This is a genomic window from Paraburkholderia sp. GAS206C, from assembly GCF_050435645.1.
In the GTDB taxonomy this organism is placed as follows: Bacteria; Pseudomonadota; Gammaproteobacteria; order Burkholderiales; family Burkholderiaceae; genus Paraburkholderia; species Paraburkholderia phenazinium_B.
Genome location: NZ_JBNDKR010000005.1, coordinates 152,015 through 169,759 on the forward strand (window position 1 = coordinate 152,015; position 17,745 = coordinate 169,759).

Genomic DNA, 17,745 nt, shown 5'->3' on the forward strand with positions numbered 1-17,745 from the left:
GCCGGGCCACACGTCATGGGCTTTCGCTTCAGACGTGTGGCCGCGGGATTACGGTGTGCGTACCACCGTTAGCGTAGCGCCTCCTGGCGAACGGGCCTGGATCCGGCGATCGTACATCGACTCGCCGAAAGCCGGCGGCACGATGAAGGTGCCGGCATTGCTGGCCTTGATGCGATATACGAACTCCTTGACGTCCGGCGTCGCGGTTCCGTAGATCACGACGCGGTCTTCGCGGATATCCGCGTACTCGGGCTGCCAGGTCGAGCTCGACAGACCGATCGGCGAGCGGTACGGCGCAGCCTTCGCGTCGCTGCTGTCACTGTTACTGTCGCCGTTGTTGTTGTCGCTATCGCTGCTGTTGTTATCGCCCTGGTTGGCCTGGTCGCCTTGATTCCCCTGGCTGGACTGATCGCCCTGGCCACTCTGCGCGTTACTGTCGTCTGTCTGGCTATCCGCAGCAGACGGAGGCTCGATGACCGGCTCAAAACCGCCCGGCAGCAGATCGACAATCGCCACGTTACCCACGCCCTCGTCGCCGGTCGCGCGAATCTTCACGTGAACCTCGATCTCCTCACCTAGCGTGATCTTGTCGAGCGGTTTGCCGTTGGTATCGGTGTAGTCGCGCACGATCTCGAGGCCGTTCTTGATCGCCTTGTCCGGCACGCCGCGGTCGTAGCCCGTCTGACTGCTGACGCGCCACGCCGGCAAGCTGCTGCCGTTGACGAAACGCAGCTTCGTGGCCGCCGCACTCCAGCTACCCGATTGCAACAGGTTGCCCTGCAGCGTCGAGATCGCCTTGACGCTGCCGTCGGCGTGCACCTCGTCGATCGCCAGCTTGTCGACACCGGTTGCGTTCAAACTGCCGTACGCATCGAGCGCGAGTACCGTCATGGACGACGACAACGTGTTGAACTGATTGCGCGCCAGCGGCCCAGCGATGTTCTCCATCACCTGCGGCGAGAGCCCCTTCGCCCGGTCAGGGAAGTACTTCGACAACAGATACAGCACGCTCGCATCGCGCGTCAGCGGATCGGTGTAGTAACCATACTCGAACTTCGCGGGATCCTGCTTGCGTTCCAGTTCGCGCTGCGGACCTGCGATCAGCGTGTTCGCCTCCTTGTCCTGCTTGAGCAGTTCGTAGGACGCAGCCAGCCACGCAGCAGCAAGATCGTTCTTCCAGTCGTTCGGGAACGCTTCCTGCAAACGTTTCTGCACCGCTGCCAGATCGTTGGTCGTCACATTCCCCTGGCGGGTCAGCAAGTAGACCGCATAGGCACGCTGGCGCAGCAAGTCGAGCGTATCCAGACTATCGTCGCTCGCGAGTTGATGCAGATACTGGTTGCCTGCGTCGAGCACGTCGCCCGGCACTGCGACACCCCGATCGCGCGCCTCCAGGAGGAATTGCATCGCGTACGCCGATATAAACGGCTCAGCATCTGGTGTCGCTGACCACAGTCCAAACCCGCCTTGACTGTTTTGACGCGTACGCAGCACGTCGAGCGCTTGCGCCAGCGCCTGGTCGTTGGTGACTTGCGGGTCGCCGTTAGCGGGTTGCAGCGCGTGTGTCAGTGCTGGTACCGACGGCCACTTCGACGCAATCAACCGCGGCATCGCCGCACTGACGATCTGCTCGCTGCAATAGTTCTGCACGTTGACGAGCCACGACGTCAAACCTTCCGACAACACCACCGGCACCGTAGAGATGCTCGCATCGCGCGATGCATACGCGTCGTACATCTTGCGCAAGCCTGGCAGATCCGTGTTGCTGTTAGCGCCGACGCGGGCGATATCGACCTGCGATCGATACGCAGCAGCCGGCCGCACAGACAGATCGAGGCTCTGCGCCGCCGACTTGCCTGCGTAGCTCGCCATAAAAGTGAGGTTGCCCGAGCCCAGCGTATCGGTCGCCTTGACGCGGAACAGCGCCACACCCTCATGCATCTGCGCCAGGCTCAGGTTCTGCGAAGCATTGCCGAGCACCTTCAGCTGCGGGCCGGTCTTCAGCGTCACCGTCACAGGTACCGGCTTGTCGCCGAGGCCCGTGAGATTGTTGGCCACACCCACGCTGACCTCGGCTTCGTCTCCCGGCGCCAGCATATTGGGCACGTTCGGCGACAGCACGAAGTCGCCGCGCACCGTGGTGGCCGCTTCAACAGTGCCCACCAGATCCGGCGATACCGACACCGCCATCACCCGCAGCTTGCCGTTGAAGTAATCGGGCACGGTATAGCTGACATCCTTCTCGCCATCCACATCGACGATCCCCGACCAGTACACCACCGGCTTGTCGCGTTTGCGCTTGAACGGGTTGAGCTGACTGCCGATCGCATCGTCTGCATCGCCGCCGGGCGCCGCCATCGCCATCAGCTTCTCGAAGTCCGGCAAGATCAGATCGAGAATCTGCGAGGTGCCCACTTCGAGCATGCGCTTGCGGAAGAAGAACTTGAGCGGATCCCCGAGCTTATAGCGGGCGACCTGCAGGATGCCTTCGTCCACCGCGAACACCACGACCTTCGTCGGATGCGCCGCGTGCAGCTTGAACGTCGCCGTCTGTCCTGGCTTGACCAGCGGCGGCGCATCGAGCGTGAGCGCGTTACGGCGCGCGTCCATGTTCACCGAGAACGGCACGACACCATAGCTCAGCGGGCTCATGAAAATCTCGTCCGACGACGGATCGCGGATGTACTGCACATTGATATAGCCGTTGCCCTCGAAGCCCGGCGGCACGGTGATATGTTGCACCGAGCTGGTGGTGTCGGCATGGAACCACGCATGCGCGTAGACCTTGTCGCGTTCGATCGTAATCAAACCGCTACCCGCATACGGCGCGCGAATCGCGATCTCCACCGGCTCGCCCTGGGCGTAGTCGTGCTTGCTCAGGTTGATCTGCAACTCTGCGTTGCGGTCCAGCGAACGCGACACGTTGGCGTCGCCCGCCACCGAATATTCGACGCGATTCACTTCCGTTCGATCAGCACTCCGGATAATCAGCGCGTAGTTGCCCGGCTTGTCGGTCGGCAGCGTGTAGTCGAGACCCGCGGCCGGAATCGTCAGCGGATTTTCGCTGATCGGCACTTCCTTTAGACGCGAGTCGTACTTGTAGACACCCGAATCCTGCTTGGTCAGCACCGATACATAGCGCCGCTCGACCAGTTGCGCCTTCAGATCCTTAAGATCGATCGATTTGGCCTGCGGATTGATCGCGACCAGATGCACCGTACGCGGACTGCTGCGCTTCACGTAGGAGAGATCGTCGACCGACTTGTAGCCGACCAGCCAGTCGTCGCTGGAGACCAGCGTCTGCACGTTCGCGGCCACACTGCGGCCGCCGTCCGCTTCATACGCCTTGGTCAGGAAATACAGCTGATAAGTCGCATCTGCGTATTTCTTGAGGTCGAGATCGAACTCGGCGTGCCCCTTGTCGTCGGTCTTGCCGTCCTGCAGATTGGTGGTGTAACCCTCCTGGGCGCGTCGGACGTCGAAGAAATGATAGTCCTGCCAGCTGCGGAACTCCGGCCATACCGGACGCAGCGTCAATGAAGCCTCGACGCGCCGGTCAGCCGCCGGCGTGCCGAACAGATTCTGCGCGTCGACGATACCCTTCAACTGATCCGGCTTGACCCACCCTTCGGCCACCTGCGACGAGAGCTTGGCTTCGACCTTCATGCGGTCCGGCAGAAACTCCTTCACTTGCACCGTGGCCGAGCCGATCGGCTGATCCGTAGCCTTGCCATCCTTGACGATATACAGGTTCACCGTCCACGCGCCGGTCGGCGCCGTTTCGGAAGGCGTATACGCCAGCTCGCTAAAGCCGGAGTTGTCAACGCTAATCGGCATGCGCTGAACCGTAATGCCGCGCGGATCGACGATCTCGGCCTGCAACGGCACGCCGGCCGGGCTACGCGCCCAGCTCGCCGCGCGCACGATCAGGCCGATATGGAACAGATCGCCCGGCCGGTAAATGCCGCGGTCCGAGAACAGATAGGCAGACAGTTGACCTTCGCTGGTCGGATTGCGCTCGCCGCCCACGTCGAAGCGCGAGAAGTCGAGCTGGCGGTCCTGCCCGCCCACCGGCAGGAACGACAGGTCATCGTCCTTCTTCACGACGTATAACGTCGGCCGCTTCTCGTGGTCCAGTCCCTTGAAGGTCGGGAAGTGCACCATGCCATCGGCGGTGGTGTCCTGGGTGTACAGCGTCTGACCGTTGAGCGCCAGCACCGACACCGTCGCACCAGCCACCGGTTGCCCGGTGTGGATCGACTGCACGAACACATCCTGGCTGCCGTCGAGCGCGCGCTTGACGAGCATGCCCAGATCCGTGACCACGATCATGCGCGTATCGGTCGGCGACTGGTCGTCGCCGTTGCTGCTGTCGTCGCTCGAGTCGCTGTTGACGTCGCCGTTGTCATTGCCGGAGTCGTCACTCGAACTGGCGTCGCCGCTGGAATCTTGACTCTTTTCCTTGGCAGCTTTTTCAGCCGCCTTCTTCTCGGCGACCGGATCGTAGGCTGACAGATGCAGCAGGAACACGCCGCGCTTGCCGTCCTTCAGATATTGACCGAGGTCCACTCCTTCGTAATGCGCCTGACCCGGACCCGCCTTCGGAAACGCCCGCTTCTCCTCGAAGCGATCGACGATATGATCCTCGCTGAAGTTGTAGCCGAGCTCCGGCTTGGTATAGGTACCTTGATTGAAGCTCACCAGATGCTGCAACTGGTCCGGCAATACGCGACCGATCTCCACCTTCATGCCGGGCAGATTGCGCGACACCACGGAGATCCGCTTGCTGCCGCTCAACGACAACAGCGAGCCATCCGCCATGAAGTGCAACAGCTTCGGATAGTCGGGCACCGTGAAGGCCTGAACCGAAGGCTTGCCGAGCATGTAACCGCCGAACGACTTCAGCCCGGAAGCAATCCGCACATAGACGCGCTGTCCCGGGTCGGCGTGGAACTTGAAGCTTTGCAGTTCCGCGAATTCGTTTTCCGTCGGCACCAGTTCGAGTTTGAGCGGCTGCGACTGACGCAATACACTCTCGCTCACGTCCGCGGGGTCCCACTCATACGGCGGATCGTCGCCCTTCTGGTCCACGTCCGGCTTGCGTTTGGGCAGCACCCAGGCCTTGATCACGCCGCTCATATCGCTGCCGCGCACGGCGCCGCTGAGTTCGGTAACGAGCACCTGCTCCGGTTCGTAGCGGTCGTTGTCGACCAGCGTCGGAGTCACACTGTTGACGGCGAGACTATAAAGACCCGGCACCCGCACCACCGACTTCAAAGGGTCTTTGGTGCCCGCACCGCCGCGCGAGCTGCGCACGCCGCTATCGAGCGTGAGTTGCACCGCGCCGTCGTCGCGCGGCAGGTCGAGCGGCTGCGAGTGGACCCACGCGTTCAGTTTGGCCGTGTCGTAGATCACGGTGAATTTGAGCGGCGTGTTGAACTTGCCGTCGCTACCGGCGAGCGCCAGCGAGATGCGCTTTTCGAATTGCGCCGTGTCGACCGGGTAGTTGAAGCTCACCGGCATGATGGTCTTTTTCGCCGCCGCGTTTTGCGGATCCTGATAGAACTCGGCGGCACCCGCCTTGGCGATGAACGGTGCGATGTCGAAGGCCAGATGGTCATCGGCCATCAGCACGTGCGGGGCGAACGCCTGCTTGATATCGAACGCCAGTTCGATATGCGCACCGACCGGCCAGTCCGCCGCGGGCACGAAGCGCAGCGTGCGATCGTCCGCCCAGCTCCACTCGCCCTTCAGCGCCGGCGTCATGGTGATGCCTTTGGTGACTGTCTTGCCGACCAGTTCGATCGGCGCAGCCGAGCGCGAGAAGTCCACTTCCAGCGGATGAATCGTAATCTTGGGCGTGCCATCCGCCTGCACATAATCCGTGACAGCGGGCACCTTGGCCTGGAAGCTAATCCGTTCCGGTTCAGGGGCTTTCGGACGATGCGAATACCAATGCCAGCCGGCCACTGCCGCGACCACCAGCACGATGGCGCCGAGCAAGCCGCCAGCGAAGTGCCGGGGGCGGCGCCGGATCGCGGCGCCCGTGGCCGGCGCCCATGCGGGAGCCGACCACGAGACACTGCCGAAGACCGGCCGCGTAATCTTCGCGATGAGGCGGAACAGGCCGCGCACCAGACGCAGCGGCAGAACGAACAGAAATCGCAGAATATCCATGCTTCCCTCATCAAGGATAAGCTTGCGGCTTCTTATCCCCGTTTCCTCTTGCTTTTGTTAGCGCTAGTTTTATTGCTGCTCGATTCGTGCTCGTGCTGCCGGTGCCTGACGTGGATGCGGTAGAAGCAACTTCAGCCGGTTATTCGCCCAGCTTCGCGTCGACGCATCCCGTGCTGCTGCATTCGCGTTCACGCTCGCGCAGGAAGGCAATGCGCTGCTGCGTCATGTCCGTTGCGCACTCGAGATTGACGAAGTAGCCCTCGTCCTTTTCAAGGCTGCATCGGGCATCGCGCTGGCTGAGCCATGCGAGTTGTCCGTGCTTGAGCGTCGCCTGTTCCGCCGGGTGCAAGGCCAGCTTCACGCGGTCGTATTCCTGGTTCAGGTCGCGGTCGGACTGGGAGAACTGCGTGCTCGAGCAATACACCTGGTCAAATGCATTGCGGGGCTTGGCGCAACCGGCTGCGTGAGCCGTCATCGAAAATGCAGCCAGCAGTAACGGCAAAACGATTTTTTTCATGCTCAATGCATCCTTTAGATTAAAACGAAGGTTTTTTTATCATTAACGGGTACAGCCGAAAACCGGCGCTTCTTCGTCGCGTCCCATAAATCTATTCCAGCTGCATTAATGGCTTCCATGGACACACCAATCACCTCCGCGTATTGCAGCGGGTGCGCAGGTTTCAATATCCAGTTGCCAGTTTCTAACGCAAATCTCCCGGGCAGATTATTCACTAAAGCGCTGCACCTGGGATAGAGCCACTTTCAATATTGATTGTGACGACCGCAATCGTTAAACCAAAAAACCACAATAAAGCGCGGGTAGGGCAAAGCTCACGTGCAGATGAGTCAAACCCATCGCCTGATATCCGGCGCCGTGAATTCGATGCATGAAGCCTGCGCTTTTGCTTCTCCCCGGACACGAACCGCCTGGAAGCCGACCGTGGGTTCTAAAAGCGCCCCATCCAACAGAGCTATCATGTGGCACTCCACAGGCCCGGATCCCCTATGCTGACAGTCCATCATCTGAACAACTCCCGCTCGCAACGAGTTCTGTGGCTGCTTGAAGAGCTCGGCGTGCCGTACGAGATCAAACGCTACGAGCGCGACCCCAAGACCATGCTGGCGCCGCCCGAATTGCGCGCGGTCCACCCGCTCGGCAAGTCGCCGGTTATCACCGATGAAGGCCTCACGATCGCCGAATCGGGCGCTATCATCGAGTATCTGGTGGACCGTTACGGCCAGGGCCGCTTCGCGCCGGCAGTTGGCACGCCTGAGCGTTTGCGCTATACATACTGGCTGCACTACGCGGAAGGATCGGTGATGCCGCCTCTGCTGCTCAAGCTGGTGGCAACGCGGATCGGCAGCGCACCGATGCCGTTCTTCGCCAAGCCGATTGCCCGCAAGATCGCCTCGACGCTGCAATCGAGCTTCGTCGATCCGCAGATCAAGCTGCACCTTGGCTATATCAACGACGCACTCACGCCGACCGGCTGGTTCGTCGGCAACGAGTTCAGCGCCGCAGACGTGCAGATGAGCTTCCCGCTCGAAGCCGGCGCCGCGCGCGGCGGAGTTGACAACATTGCCGCGATTCGCGGTTTTCTGGACCGCATCCACGCGCGGCCGGCGTATCAGCGTGCGCTGGAACGTGGCGGCAAATATGACCTGCTGAGTTGAGCGCCCCCGCCGGCGCGAACGCTCGCCGACGGACGCTGCAACCCGACTACGGAGACACACCGCATGACCCATAACATCGACGCGCGCAAACGCTGGCTGGCCCTGATGGTCCTGTGCCTCGGCGTGCTGATGATCGTGCTCGACTCGACGATCGTGAACGTCGCGCTGCCGTCGATCGCCGCGGATCTCGGCTTCTCCGAGACCTCGCTGGTTTGGGTCGTCAACGCCTATATGCTGACGTTCGGCGGCTTCCTGCTGCTCGGCGGCAGGCTGGGCGACCTGTACGGCCATCGCAAGCTGTTTCTGGGCGGCATCACTCTCTTCACCGTGGCGTCGCTCGCCTGCGGCATGGCGAATTCGCAGGTGCTGCTGGTTTGTGCGCGCGCGGTGCAGGGCTTCGGCGGTGCGGTCGTGTCGGCTGTTTCGCTGTCGTTGATCATGAATCTGTTCACCGAACCGGGCGAGCGCGCCAAGGCGATGGGGGTTTATGGCTTCGTGTGTGCCGGTGGCGGCAGCATCGGCGTGCTGGCAGGCGGTCTTCTGACCAACCTCTTGAGCTGGCATTGGATCTTCCTGGTCAATCTGCCGATCGGCATCGCCGTTTACGCCATGTGTATCGCGCTGTTGCCCAATGGCCGCGGCAGCGCGCACGGCGAACGACTCGACGTTGCAGGCGCGGCGACGATTACCGTTTCGCTGATGCTCGCTGTGTACGCGATCGTCAATGGCAACGAAGCGGGATGGCTGTCGCTGCAGACCATCGGCATGCTGGTCGCCGCGCTGGCGCTGCTGCTCCTGTTCCTGCGCATCGAAGCGCGCGTGCAACATCCGCTGATGCCGCTTGGTCTGTTCAAGCTGCGCAACGTCGCCGTGGCGAATGTCGTCGGCGTGCTGTGGGCGGCGGCGATGTTCGCGTGGTTCTTTATCTCGGCGCTTTATCTGCAGCGCGTGCTGGGTTACCGGCCCATGCAGGTCGGGCTCGCTTTCCTGCCTGCCAACCTTATCATGGCGCTGTTTTCGCTTGGCTTGTCCGCGCGGCTCGTGATGCGTTTCGGCTTACGCTTGCCGCTCGGCGTCGGCTTGCTGCTGGCTGCCGCTGGACTTGCGTGCTTCGCACGGGCCCCGGTTGACGGCAGCTTTATCCTCGACGTGTTGCCCGGCATGACACTGCTTGGGCTCGGCGCAGGTATCGCGTTCAACCCGGTTTTGCTGGCAGCGATGAGCGACGTGGAGCCGAGCGAATCCGGTCTCGCGTCGGGCATTGTCAATACCGCGTTCATGATGGGCGGTGCCGTGGGTCTCGCGGTGCTCGCGAGCGTTGCCGCGGCGCGCACGGATGCGCTGCAGGCATCTCAAGGAACGGTGGCCGCACTGAACAGCGGCTACCACCTCGCCTTTCTGACCGGAGCGGTTTTTGCAGCAGTGGCGGCGCTGTTTGGCGCTTCGTTGCTACGCGCCAACGGGCAACAGAACAACGCTCATGCGGAGGCGGCGGCCGAGTGATGAAAACCCGGCCGCACCCGGCTAGATATCCGCAGTGAGCCCTGCTATTTCGCGGGCGGCGTGCCTGCGTGTCGCAAACGCTCAACACCTTCGGCAATTGCAAGCACCACCTGTTGCCCATCCCGTTCGCGGATGCTGATCGTCTGGTCGCGTTCGTCGCGCGGCCCGACTGCGACGAAGATCGGCACCTGCATTTCGCGCGCGTCGTAGATCTTCTTTTCGAGCCGTTCCGGCCGGTCGTCGAGGACCACTCTCACGCCGGCCTCCTCAAGCGCCTGCACGACCCGCGTGGCGTACGCGGCGCTTGCATCGTTGATCGTCGCTACCGCAACCTGGTCCGGTGCCAGCCACATAGGCAGCCAGCCTTCGTGATGCTCGAGCAGCAGGCCAATGAAACGCTCCATGCTGCCGAGCACCGCGTGATGGATCATCACTGGCCGCTCGCGTTCGTTGCGCTCGTTGACATAGAGCGCATCGAGCCGCTCCGGCAGGACGAAGTCGAGTTGAACCGTGCCGCATTGCCAGCTACGCTCGCGGCTATCGATCAGATGGAATTCCAGTTTGGGGCCATAGAACGCCCCCTCTCCCTCGCGCACCTCGAACTGGAGTCCGGCCGCGAAGGCGGCTTGCGCGAGCGCTGCTTCGGCACGATCCCATACCTCATCCGAGCCCGCACGCACATCGGGACGCGTCGCCAGCGCCACTAAAAATGCCGGGAATCCGAGATCAGCATAGACGTGGCGCAGCAGATCGCAAAAGCGTCCGACTTCAGCTTCGATTTGCGCTTCCATGCAGAACACGTGGGCATCGTCCTGCACGAATGCGCGCGTACGCTTGAGCCCTTCCAGCGAGCCGGAGGGTTCATCGCGATGACAAGCGCCAAACTCGCTATAACGTACCGGCAACTCGCGGTACGAACGCACGCGCTGATTGAACACCTGCACGTGACAAGGACAGCTCATCGGTTTGAGACAGAGCGCGCGCGCTTCGGAGGCGCTTTCTTCACCGCCCGTTTCGTGTCCTTCGGAGAACGAATACATGTTCGCGCCGAATTTTTCCCAATGCCCGCTGCGTTCCCACAACGCGCGGGCGAGCAGCTGTGGCGTGCGGATTTCGCGGAAACCCGCGCGCCGCATTCGCTGGCGAATGTAGTCCTCCAGCACACGGTATAACTCCCAGCCACGCGGATGCCAGAAGACCATGCCGGGGCCTTCCTCCTGTTGGTGGAAAAGGTCCAGCCTGTTACCCAATACACGATGATTGAGGTCGTTCACAGTACGCTCCGTTTGATGTGAGCCATCGACGGAAGGCCGTAAACGCCAAGGGCCCCGTCCGTCTCCGGCGGGGCCCTTGGGGGTTTGCAGCAGCTTGTTGCTCTAGCGCGCGCAACCTCCAGACGACCCGCCCATGAGGGTGGTCGTCGTGGTGGTGACAGGCGCGAAGGAGAACGAAAAGAGGTCCATGAGTCGACAATAAACGATCTGTCGGTGAAACGTCAATCGACACTTTCGGAATTGCTTGCCGCCCCGCTTATCGCAGGCTCCACTTCAAACGCCTCGCCGGTGGCGAAAAAAGTCCCGCCTGCCACGTAGTGACAGGTGCGCAGATCCGGATCGTCACCGAAATGCCAGCGGTTCTTCGAATAGACACGGCTATCGGCGTATGCCGCCACCACTTCGCCGATAATCAGATCGTGGCGCTGGCTGTCGTCGGGAATCACCTTGCATTCCATCCACGTGATGCAGCCGGCTAGCATCGGCACGTCGATGCGCTCACCCGGAAACGTCTCCAGACCGAATGCAGCGAACTTGTCGAGATCGTTGCCGGGCGTCGAGCCGACCGCAAGCGTTTGCCGGGCGAATCCGCGGCTCGGCAGTTGCAGGCCGAACACGCCGCTCGCTTCGATCAGTTGCCGCGTGAGGGTGCGGCTGTCGACCACCACTACGATTTTCGGCGGATTGAAATCGAGCGGCATGGCCCACGACGCCGCCATGACGTTCGTACGTCCGGCGTGCGCGCTGGTGATCACGGTGACTGGACCGTGATTCAGTAACTGGGTCGCCCGCGATAGTTCAACTGCTTCTCTCGTGCCTTTCATATCTGCCTTCATCGTGCGAACACTTCATCGGTTCGTGCGGCGTGCCTGCGTATCGAATCCGAGCCAGATGGCATTCTAGCCAAGACTTGGGTCACCATTGCCCAGCGGCGCCACAACGTTTCGATACGCATCGAAGCATGCGGCCTCCGCGAGCCCCTATGATGGAAACATCGCAGCCACTACGTTGCATGGGATCGGCGTCGCGCGCTAAAGCGCCGGCGCCGATCGACAGGAGATCGACCATGTGTGCCCAGCCGAATATCGCATCCACCGCCTTCCTGATCGCCGATCCGGCCCGCGCCAGCATGCTGATGGCGCTGGTCGACGGACGGGCACTGCCCGCCGGCGAGCTCGCCTATGCGGCCGGCGTGACCGCGCAGACCGCCAGCACGCATCTGGCGAAGCTGCTGGCCGGGGGACTCGTCGAAGTGGAAGCGCAGGGCCGGCACCGCTATTACCGGCTAGGCGGCTCGCACGTGGCATTGCTGCTGGAAAACCTCGCGTCGATCACGCCGCCGAGCCGCCCTCGTATCAAGCCGCTCAGCGCGGACGCCAGGAAGTTGCGCTTTGCACGCTGCTGTTACGATCATCTGGCCGGACAACTCGGCGTTGCGGTCACTCAGGCGTTGGAACGGCGCGGTGTGATCGTAGCGGCAACCGACAAGCAGTTCGAGGTCAGCCCCGCTGGAATGGACTGGTTCGCCCGGATGGGGTTGAACGTGCCTGATTTGCAACCCACGCGCCGAGGTCTCGCGCGCCAGTGCCTGGACTGGTCGGAGCGGCAGCATCATCTGGCTGGGCCGCTCGGCGTGCAATGGATGAAGCTGCTGTGCGCGAAGGGCTGGTTGCGGCGGGTCAAGGCAACGCGTGCGGTACAGGTGACGCCGCAAGGCTGGGCGTGGCTAAAAGACGAATTGGGTATCGAAGGAAGGCTGGGGGAACTCGCCGTCGACGACAGACGTGTGGAGGTCGTGCCCGAAGCGTAGACACGATGAAAGTTGAGTGACGCGGTGCGTCACCGGTTTGCTGTCGAGATGCGCCATCGCAATCCGTGGATGGCGCATCACGGTCGCACGTGAATTAGCTCTTCTCGCCGTGCTCAGGTTCCAGCGGTTTGTGCTGCTCCCCACCAAGCCCCGGAAAGAACGCATTCCAAGCCGCGCGAACGCCTTCGGCCGCGGTTGCCTCGGCGCTGAACGACTCGCTTTCGCCAGAGCGGGCCGGATCGGAGGAAAGCCCTCTCCAATGCGTGAATACGAGCAGCGGCTTTTCGCTCCACTCGTTCTCGCCGAACTTCGCAAACGCCGTATCGCCGCTCACTAGCTGAACCTCGTACCAGCCGTCACGGACGGGCGTATAACGGTCCAGCGGAAACCACGCGGTCGGTCGAATATCCATCATGTCCTCTCTGAATGAACGAAGGTTCGTCACGAGAGAACATAAGGCATTCTTCATGCCCGAGGCAATGCCGAATACGGCCAGTGAGGTGTGAGTCCGGTGGGATAAGCGGTGGCATGGACATCGCAAAGCCGGGACAGCGTGCAGGCGAGCTTCAGGCGTTCTGAGATCGCGTAAAGACAACGCGCCGAGCGTTTCAACAAAAGTAAAACTTACACGACGTGAGGTCATGGACATGCTTGCGCGTTCACGCGTTCAGGTCTTTAGGTCTCCAGGTCTTCGCACCTGCAACACGCCGTCTCGGACGCACCGTGCCCGCCACCTCGCTTGCACATCGCGCCAGCGAACGGACCGCCGTCTCAATCTGCTCCGCCGACGTATTCCCATAGCCGATCACAAGCCCGTTGTCTTCGTCTTGCGGCTGTAACGTGAACCCGGAAAGCGCACGCGCGCTGATCTGTTGCTGCTGCGCAAGATCGACGACCGCGCGATCCGATATGTGCGGCGGCAGTCTGAGCGTCAGATGCATGCCGCAATTGCCGCCCAGAACCTGCGCGGGTTCGAAGTGCGCAGCCAGCGCCTCGCGCAACGCCTGTTGCCGCTCACGGTAAAGCCGCCGCATCCGCCCCAGATGGCGGCCAAATTCGCCGCTTTCGATAAAGTTCGCCAGCGCCCACTGCTCAAGCCGATGACCGCCGCGCAGCATTTCCTGCAACGGTGTGCGCGTCTGCGCCACCATGCTGCGCGGTAGCACGACAAAGCCGATCCGCAGCGCCGGAAACATCGTCTTGCTGAACGATCCGACATACAGCACCGGCGCGTCGGGCACGAGCCCCTGCATGCTGGCGATCGGTTCGCCGGTGTGCCGGAACTCGCCGTCGTAGTCATCTTCGATCAGCCAGGCGCCCGCACGCCGCGCCTGCGCGATCAGTTCGAGCCGCCGCGCCACCGAGAGCACGGCGCCCGTCGGATACTGATGCGCGGGCGACGTATAAATCAGTCTGGGTGGGCTGACGCGCCACGCATCTGCCGGCACGTCCATGCCTTCCTGATCGACACGGATCGGCACGGTTTTCAGATCGCCCAGGTTGAAGGCCGCTTTGGCGCCGCGATAGCCGGGATCTTCGACCCATGCGATATCGCCGGGATTGGTGAGCAGCCTCACACACAGGTTCAACGCTTCCTGCGCGCCCTCGGTGATAACCACCTGAGAGCCGTCGCAACTGACGCCACGCGCCACGCGCAGATGCGCGGCAATGGCGTCGCGCAAAGCCGGCTCGCCGGCGGGGTCGCCGTAGCCAAGCAAATGCGGCAACGCACGCTCCATGGCGCGCTCGAGCGAACGGCGCCACGCGCCGAGCGGAAAGCGATCGAGCGCCGGGGTGCCCGGCATCAAAACAGCCATCCCGCCCGGATGCGGCCGGAGCGCGGCGAACGGCTCGAGCCGCGCCGCGTAGGCAACCTCGGCGGTAGCCATATCCGGGCGCGCGTCGACGCGCGATGCGGGGCTGGATAGCGGATTCACGCGCGTGCCCTTGCGATCGGCCAGCACGTAGCCTTCGGCGACCAGATGGTCGTACGCGATCACCACCGTGTTGCGCGAGACGCCGAGTTCTGCCGCGAGCAGCCTCGACGACGGCAACAAGGCGCCGGCCGGCAGCCGACCCGCCAGAATCGCCTGCTGCAGACGCCCGATCAACTGCTTCTGCAGCGGCACAGGCTTGCCGGCCGGCGTGACGGCGTCATGCGTCAACGGCCCTATGATTTCGATCATCGTGTATCGAACTACCCTGTGGACCTATCAAATACTGCTTTCGTGGATCTTTTTAACATACCACGTTTGCCGTATTGTCTCTCCTGAATGCAAGCAAGCCAGGAGAAAAAAGTGGAACCACGCCTCAACGAATACAAGCAGCCAATCGGCTTTGCCTTACCAGACTGGAAGGGCGCTCAGCTACCCGGGCGCGAGCCGATCGTCGGACGCTATTGCCGGATCGAGCGGGTGGATGTGGAGCGGCATGTCGAAGACCTCTACGGAGCCTATAGCACCGCCACGGACGGTCGCGACTGGACCTATCTGGCCGTGGGGCCGTTCCAGAGCCTCGAAGCGTATCGCGAACACCTGACGAAGGCCGCGGCGCTGGCCGATCCGATGCACCATGCAGTGATCGATCTCGCAACCGGCAAGGCCATCGGCACATTAGCCTTGATGCGCATCGACGCGCCCAATGGCGTGATCGAAGTCGGCCACGTCACCTACTCGCCGCGTCTGAAGAGAACCCGTATCGCCAGCGACGCGATGGCGCTGTTGATGACCTACGTGTTCGAGGACCTTGGCTACCGGCGTTTCGAATGGAAGTGCGATTCGCTCAACGCACCATCGCGGGCAGCGGCGCTACGGTACGGCTTCAAGTTCGAAGGAATCTTCCGCCAGGCGATCGTCACACGTGGACGCAATCGCGATACCGCGTGGTTTTCTGTCATCGACAGTGAATATCCGGCGGTACGCGAGGGTTTCGCGCAATGGCTCGAGCAGAGCAATTTCGACGCCGAGGGTAATCAGCGCGAAAAGCTTGCGGATCTGATTGCACGGCGGCGAGCGGTAGCGGGCGAGGCGGGCGCCTGAGTTCGGTGCGTCGAGGCTCGAGCCCTGACGCACGCGTCTCAGGCGGCCCCTGCGCCGCGACGTAGATGGATCTGCGGTTTGCCCTTGTAGGTTCCGCGGGTCCACTCCACGTAGCCGCACTTCTGCGCCACACGCAAGGAGGGCGCGTTCTCCGGCGCGATAATGCAGGCGGTGTCGGCGGCGGGCCATTTTGCATCGGCCCACTTCAGGGCCGCGCGCACGCCTTCGGTCGCATAGCCACGCCCCTGTGCGGCGGGCGTCAGCGCCCAGCCGACTTCGGGCATGCCGCCGAGCGACGGCTCGGTCTGCCGCTCGAAATTGGCAAAACCGATTTCTCCGATAAACGTGCCACTCACTTTATCGCGCACCGCCCAGTACCCGAATCCCAGCATCGTCCAATGTCCGACATAGCGCAGCAGACGCGACCAGGTCTCCTCGCGGGTGGACGGCTGGCCGCCGATAAAGCGCGTCACCTCGGAATCGGACCACATCGCGAAGCTATCGTCGAAATCCGCGCGGACGTGGGGACGCATGATCAGGCGATCGGTTTCGAGGAGCGTGCTTAACTCGGTCATAGGGAGGAGGAAGAAGGTTGAGGGGTGGATGGGATGATGGCAGATTTTGGGCATAAAATGGTCCGCGCGATCCGCTCTGACCTGCATGAACGCACGCCCGCAAGAAGCATAAGCGCCCACTCGGAGCACAGCGCATGAAGCTTCGACTCAGATACCTGTCCGCCGTTTTCATCAACTTCGCGCTGCCGTGGCTCGCTTACCGCCTCGCCCATCCGCATTGGGGGCAAGCGGGTGCCCTGCTCGCTTCGGCCTTGCCGCTCATTGCGTGGATGGCCTGGGACCTGGTACGTCACCGTCATTTCGACGCCTTGAGCAGCATCGTTCTGATCGGCATCCTGCTGTCGCTGGCGACGGTCACTGTGACTGGCGTTCCGCAAGAGCTGACGATTGAAGAGCCGATGGTGTCGGGCATGATCGGCGTCGCCTTTCTTGTTTCGCTGTTGCTGCCGCGTCCGATCGTGTTCTACCTGGCGCGATCCACCATGGCTCGCGAGAGTATGCAAAACGCGAGCGAATTCGAACGGGACTGGCGGGAGAGTCCCACACTGGCCTCGAGAGTCCGCGTCATGACGCTGGTGTGGGGTATCGGTCTTGTAGCGGAGAACGTGATACGCACGTCGATTGTTTGGGACGCCGAGAGTAGTCCTCATGCGGCGCTGGTGTCGAATCTCGTGCGCTACAGTTTTTATGGCGTCCTTATGTTGTGGACGTTCTGGTATCGACGACGTATCAAGCAGGATGCCGAACGTTTGGTCAGTGGGCCGCACAATGCGTCGCACAGCACTAACGTCCCTCGCTAAGCCAGCTCCAAAAACCGCACCAGACACGGATTCCGGTTCGCCGGCGACCACACCAGCACCTGCTCAATCATCGGCGCATCCGCCAGCGGCCGGAACACCACACCCGCAAGCTGCGCTTTACGCATCGACGCAGGCACCAGCGCAACGCCGACGCCTTCGTCGACAAGACTGAGCACGGTCTGCTGCAATTGCACTTCGAAACGGATGTCGGGCTCGAAACCACCTGAGCGGCAATGCTCGAGAATGGTGGCCCGCAACGTAGGCGCCACCTCCTCCGAGGCCAACACGAACGGCTCGCCCGCCAGTTGCCCAATTTTCAACTGCCGCGCCCGGGCACGCGGATGCGCGCGCGACAGTGCCACACAGAGCGGTTCACGGACAATCGTGCGCGCCTCGAGCCCCCTGTTCGGCACGCTCGGAAACATGATCGCCGCGTCGATCTGGCCGGCCAGCACCTGTGCCGCCAAATCGTTCGACACCACCTCGCGCAGATTCAGCGTCACCTCCGGATACGCGGCACCGAAGGTCCGCGCGTATCCCGGCACCACGCTATACGCCGCGCACATCGTGAAGCCAATCGCCAGCGTGCCGGCATCGCCATGCGCGGCGGCCTGCGCATTGCGCGCGGCCTGTTCAATCGCGCTGAGAATGGCCTTGGCATCCACATAGAAGCGCTCGCCCGCCGCCGTCAGCGTGACGCTGCGCGGACTGCGCTCGATCAACGTAACGCCCAAACTCGCCTCGAGCGCCGCCAGTTGGCGGCTCAACGGCGGTTGCGACAGATTGAGCCGTGCCGCAGCCCGGCCAAAATGGCGGGTCTCGGCAAGCGTCACGAAATAGCGCAGCGGTTTGACGTCGATCACGATGCAAAAAAGGTATTGTTGAACGCCTGAA

General features: G+C 62.4%; 13 protein-coding genes. 5 read left to right on the forward strand and 8 right to left on the reverse strand.

The window, feature by feature from the left end:
- Nucleotides 1–48: 48 nt before the first annotated feature.
- Together P3T20_RS15405 and P3T20_RS15410 are read right to left on the reverse strand one after the other, a co-directional pair.
- On the reverse strand, nt 49–6,177 hold the full coding sequence (locus P3T20_RS15405; RefSeq protein ID WP_429287233.1) for an alpha-2-macroglobulin: 6,129 nt from the start codon (nt 6,175–6,177) through the stop codon (nt 49–51).
- Nucleotides 6,178–6,316: 139 nt separating this feature from the next.
- On the reverse strand, nt 6,317–6,694 hold the full coding sequence (locus P3T20_RS15410; protein WP_074267169.1) for a lysozyme inhibitor LprI family protein: 378 nt from the start codon (nt 6,692–6,694) through the stop codon (nt 6,317–6,319).
- A 488-nt stretch (nt 6,695–7,182) separates the two neighbouring features.
- Here P3T20_RS15410 and P3T20_RS15415 point away from each other — a divergent pair, with 488 nt between their 5' ends.
- A complete protein-coding gene (locus P3T20_RS15415) occupies nt 7,183–7,851 on the forward strand; it encodes a glutathione S-transferase family protein (protein ID WP_429287234.1) in 669 nt (222 codons plus the stop codon).
- 63 nt (nt 7,852–7,914) lie between these two features.
- Nucleotides 7,915–9,354: a DHA2 family efflux MFS transporter permease subunit gene (locus tag P3T20_RS15420; RefSeq protein ID WP_429287235.1), complete on the forward strand. Its 1,440-nt coding sequence runs from the start codon at nt 7,915–7,917 to the stop codon at nt 9,352–9,354.
- A 44-nt stretch (nt 9,355–9,398) separates the two neighbouring features.
- Here the strand turns inward: P3T20_RS15420 and thrS are convergent, their stop codons facing one another.
- Complete coding sequence (gene thrS / locus P3T20_RS15425) at nt 9,399–10,628, reverse strand: threonine--tRNA ligase (protein ID WP_429287236.1); 1,230 nt, start codon at nt 10,626–10,628, stop codon at nt 9,399–9,401.
- A gap of 221 nt (nt 10,629–10,849) precedes the next feature.
- Nucleotides 10,850–11,452, reverse strand: coding sequence for a flavin reductase family protein (locus P3T20_RS15430; RefSeq protein WP_429287237.1), 603 nt, complete (start codon nt 11,450–11,452; stop codon nt 10,850–10,852).
- Between the two features lie 242 nt (nt 11,453–11,694).
- On the opposite strand from P3T20_RS15430, the gene P3T20_RS15435 reads away from it, so the two are divergent.
- On the forward strand, nt 11,695–12,438 hold the full coding sequence (locus tag P3T20_RS15435) for an ArsR/SmtB family transcription factor (protein WP_074267164.1): 744 nt from the start codon (nt 11,695–11,697) through the stop codon (nt 12,436–12,438).
- A 94-nt stretch (nt 12,439–12,532) separates the two neighbouring features.
- Here the strand turns inward: P3T20_RS15435 and P3T20_RS15440 are convergent, their stop codons facing one another.
- Together P3T20_RS15440 and P3T20_RS15445 are read right to left on the reverse strand one after the other, a co-directional pair.
- Nucleotides 12,533–12,853: a hypothetical protein gene (locus P3T20_RS15440; RefSeq protein ID WP_174567561.1), complete on the reverse strand. Its 321-nt coding sequence runs from the start codon at nt 12,851–12,853 to the stop codon at nt 12,533–12,535.
- Between the two features lie 244 nt (nt 12,854–13,097).
- A complete protein-coding gene (locus P3T20_RS15445; RefSeq protein WP_429287238.1) occupies nt 13,098–14,624 on the reverse strand; it encodes a PLP-dependent aminotransferase family protein in 1,527 nt (508 codons plus the stop codon).
- A 111-nt stretch (nt 14,625–14,735) separates the two neighbouring features.
- Between P3T20_RS15445 and P3T20_RS15450 the strand changes: the two genes are divergently transcribed.
- The gene (locus tag P3T20_RS15450; protein WP_429287239.1) at nt 14,736–15,476 is read left to right on the forward strand and encodes a GNAT family N-acetyltransferase; all 741 of its coding nucleotides are present in this window, start codon (nt 14,736–14,738) and stop codon (nt 15,474–15,476) included.
- Nucleotides 15,477–15,514: 38 nt separating this feature from the next.
- On the opposite strand, the gene P3T20_RS15455 is transcribed toward P3T20_RS15450, so the two are convergent.
- Entirely contained in the window at nt 15,515–16,051 is a 537-nt protein-coding gene (locus P3T20_RS15455; RefSeq protein ID WP_429287447.1) for a GNAT family N-acetyltransferase, read from the reverse strand.
- Between the two features lie 134 nt (nt 16,052–16,185).
- Here P3T20_RS15455 and P3T20_RS15460 point away from each other — a divergent pair, with 134 nt between their 5' ends.
- Nucleotides 16,186–16,851 carry a VC0807 family protein gene (locus tag P3T20_RS15460; RefSeq protein ID WP_074267161.1) on the forward strand — a complete coding sequence of 222 codons (666 nt, stop codon included), beginning with the start codon at nt 16,186–16,188 and terminating at the stop codon, nt 16,849–16,851.
- Here the strand turns inward: P3T20_RS15460 and P3T20_RS15465 are convergent.
- Nucleotides 16,848–17,714, reverse strand: a complete 867-nt coding sequence (locus P3T20_RS15465) for a LysR family transcriptional regulator (RefSeq protein WP_429287240.1) — start codon at nt 17,712–17,714, stop codon at nt 16,848–16,850. The genes P3T20_RS15460 and P3T20_RS15465 overlap by 4 nt on opposite strands.
- Nucleotides 17,715–17,745 lie beyond the last annotated feature (31 nt).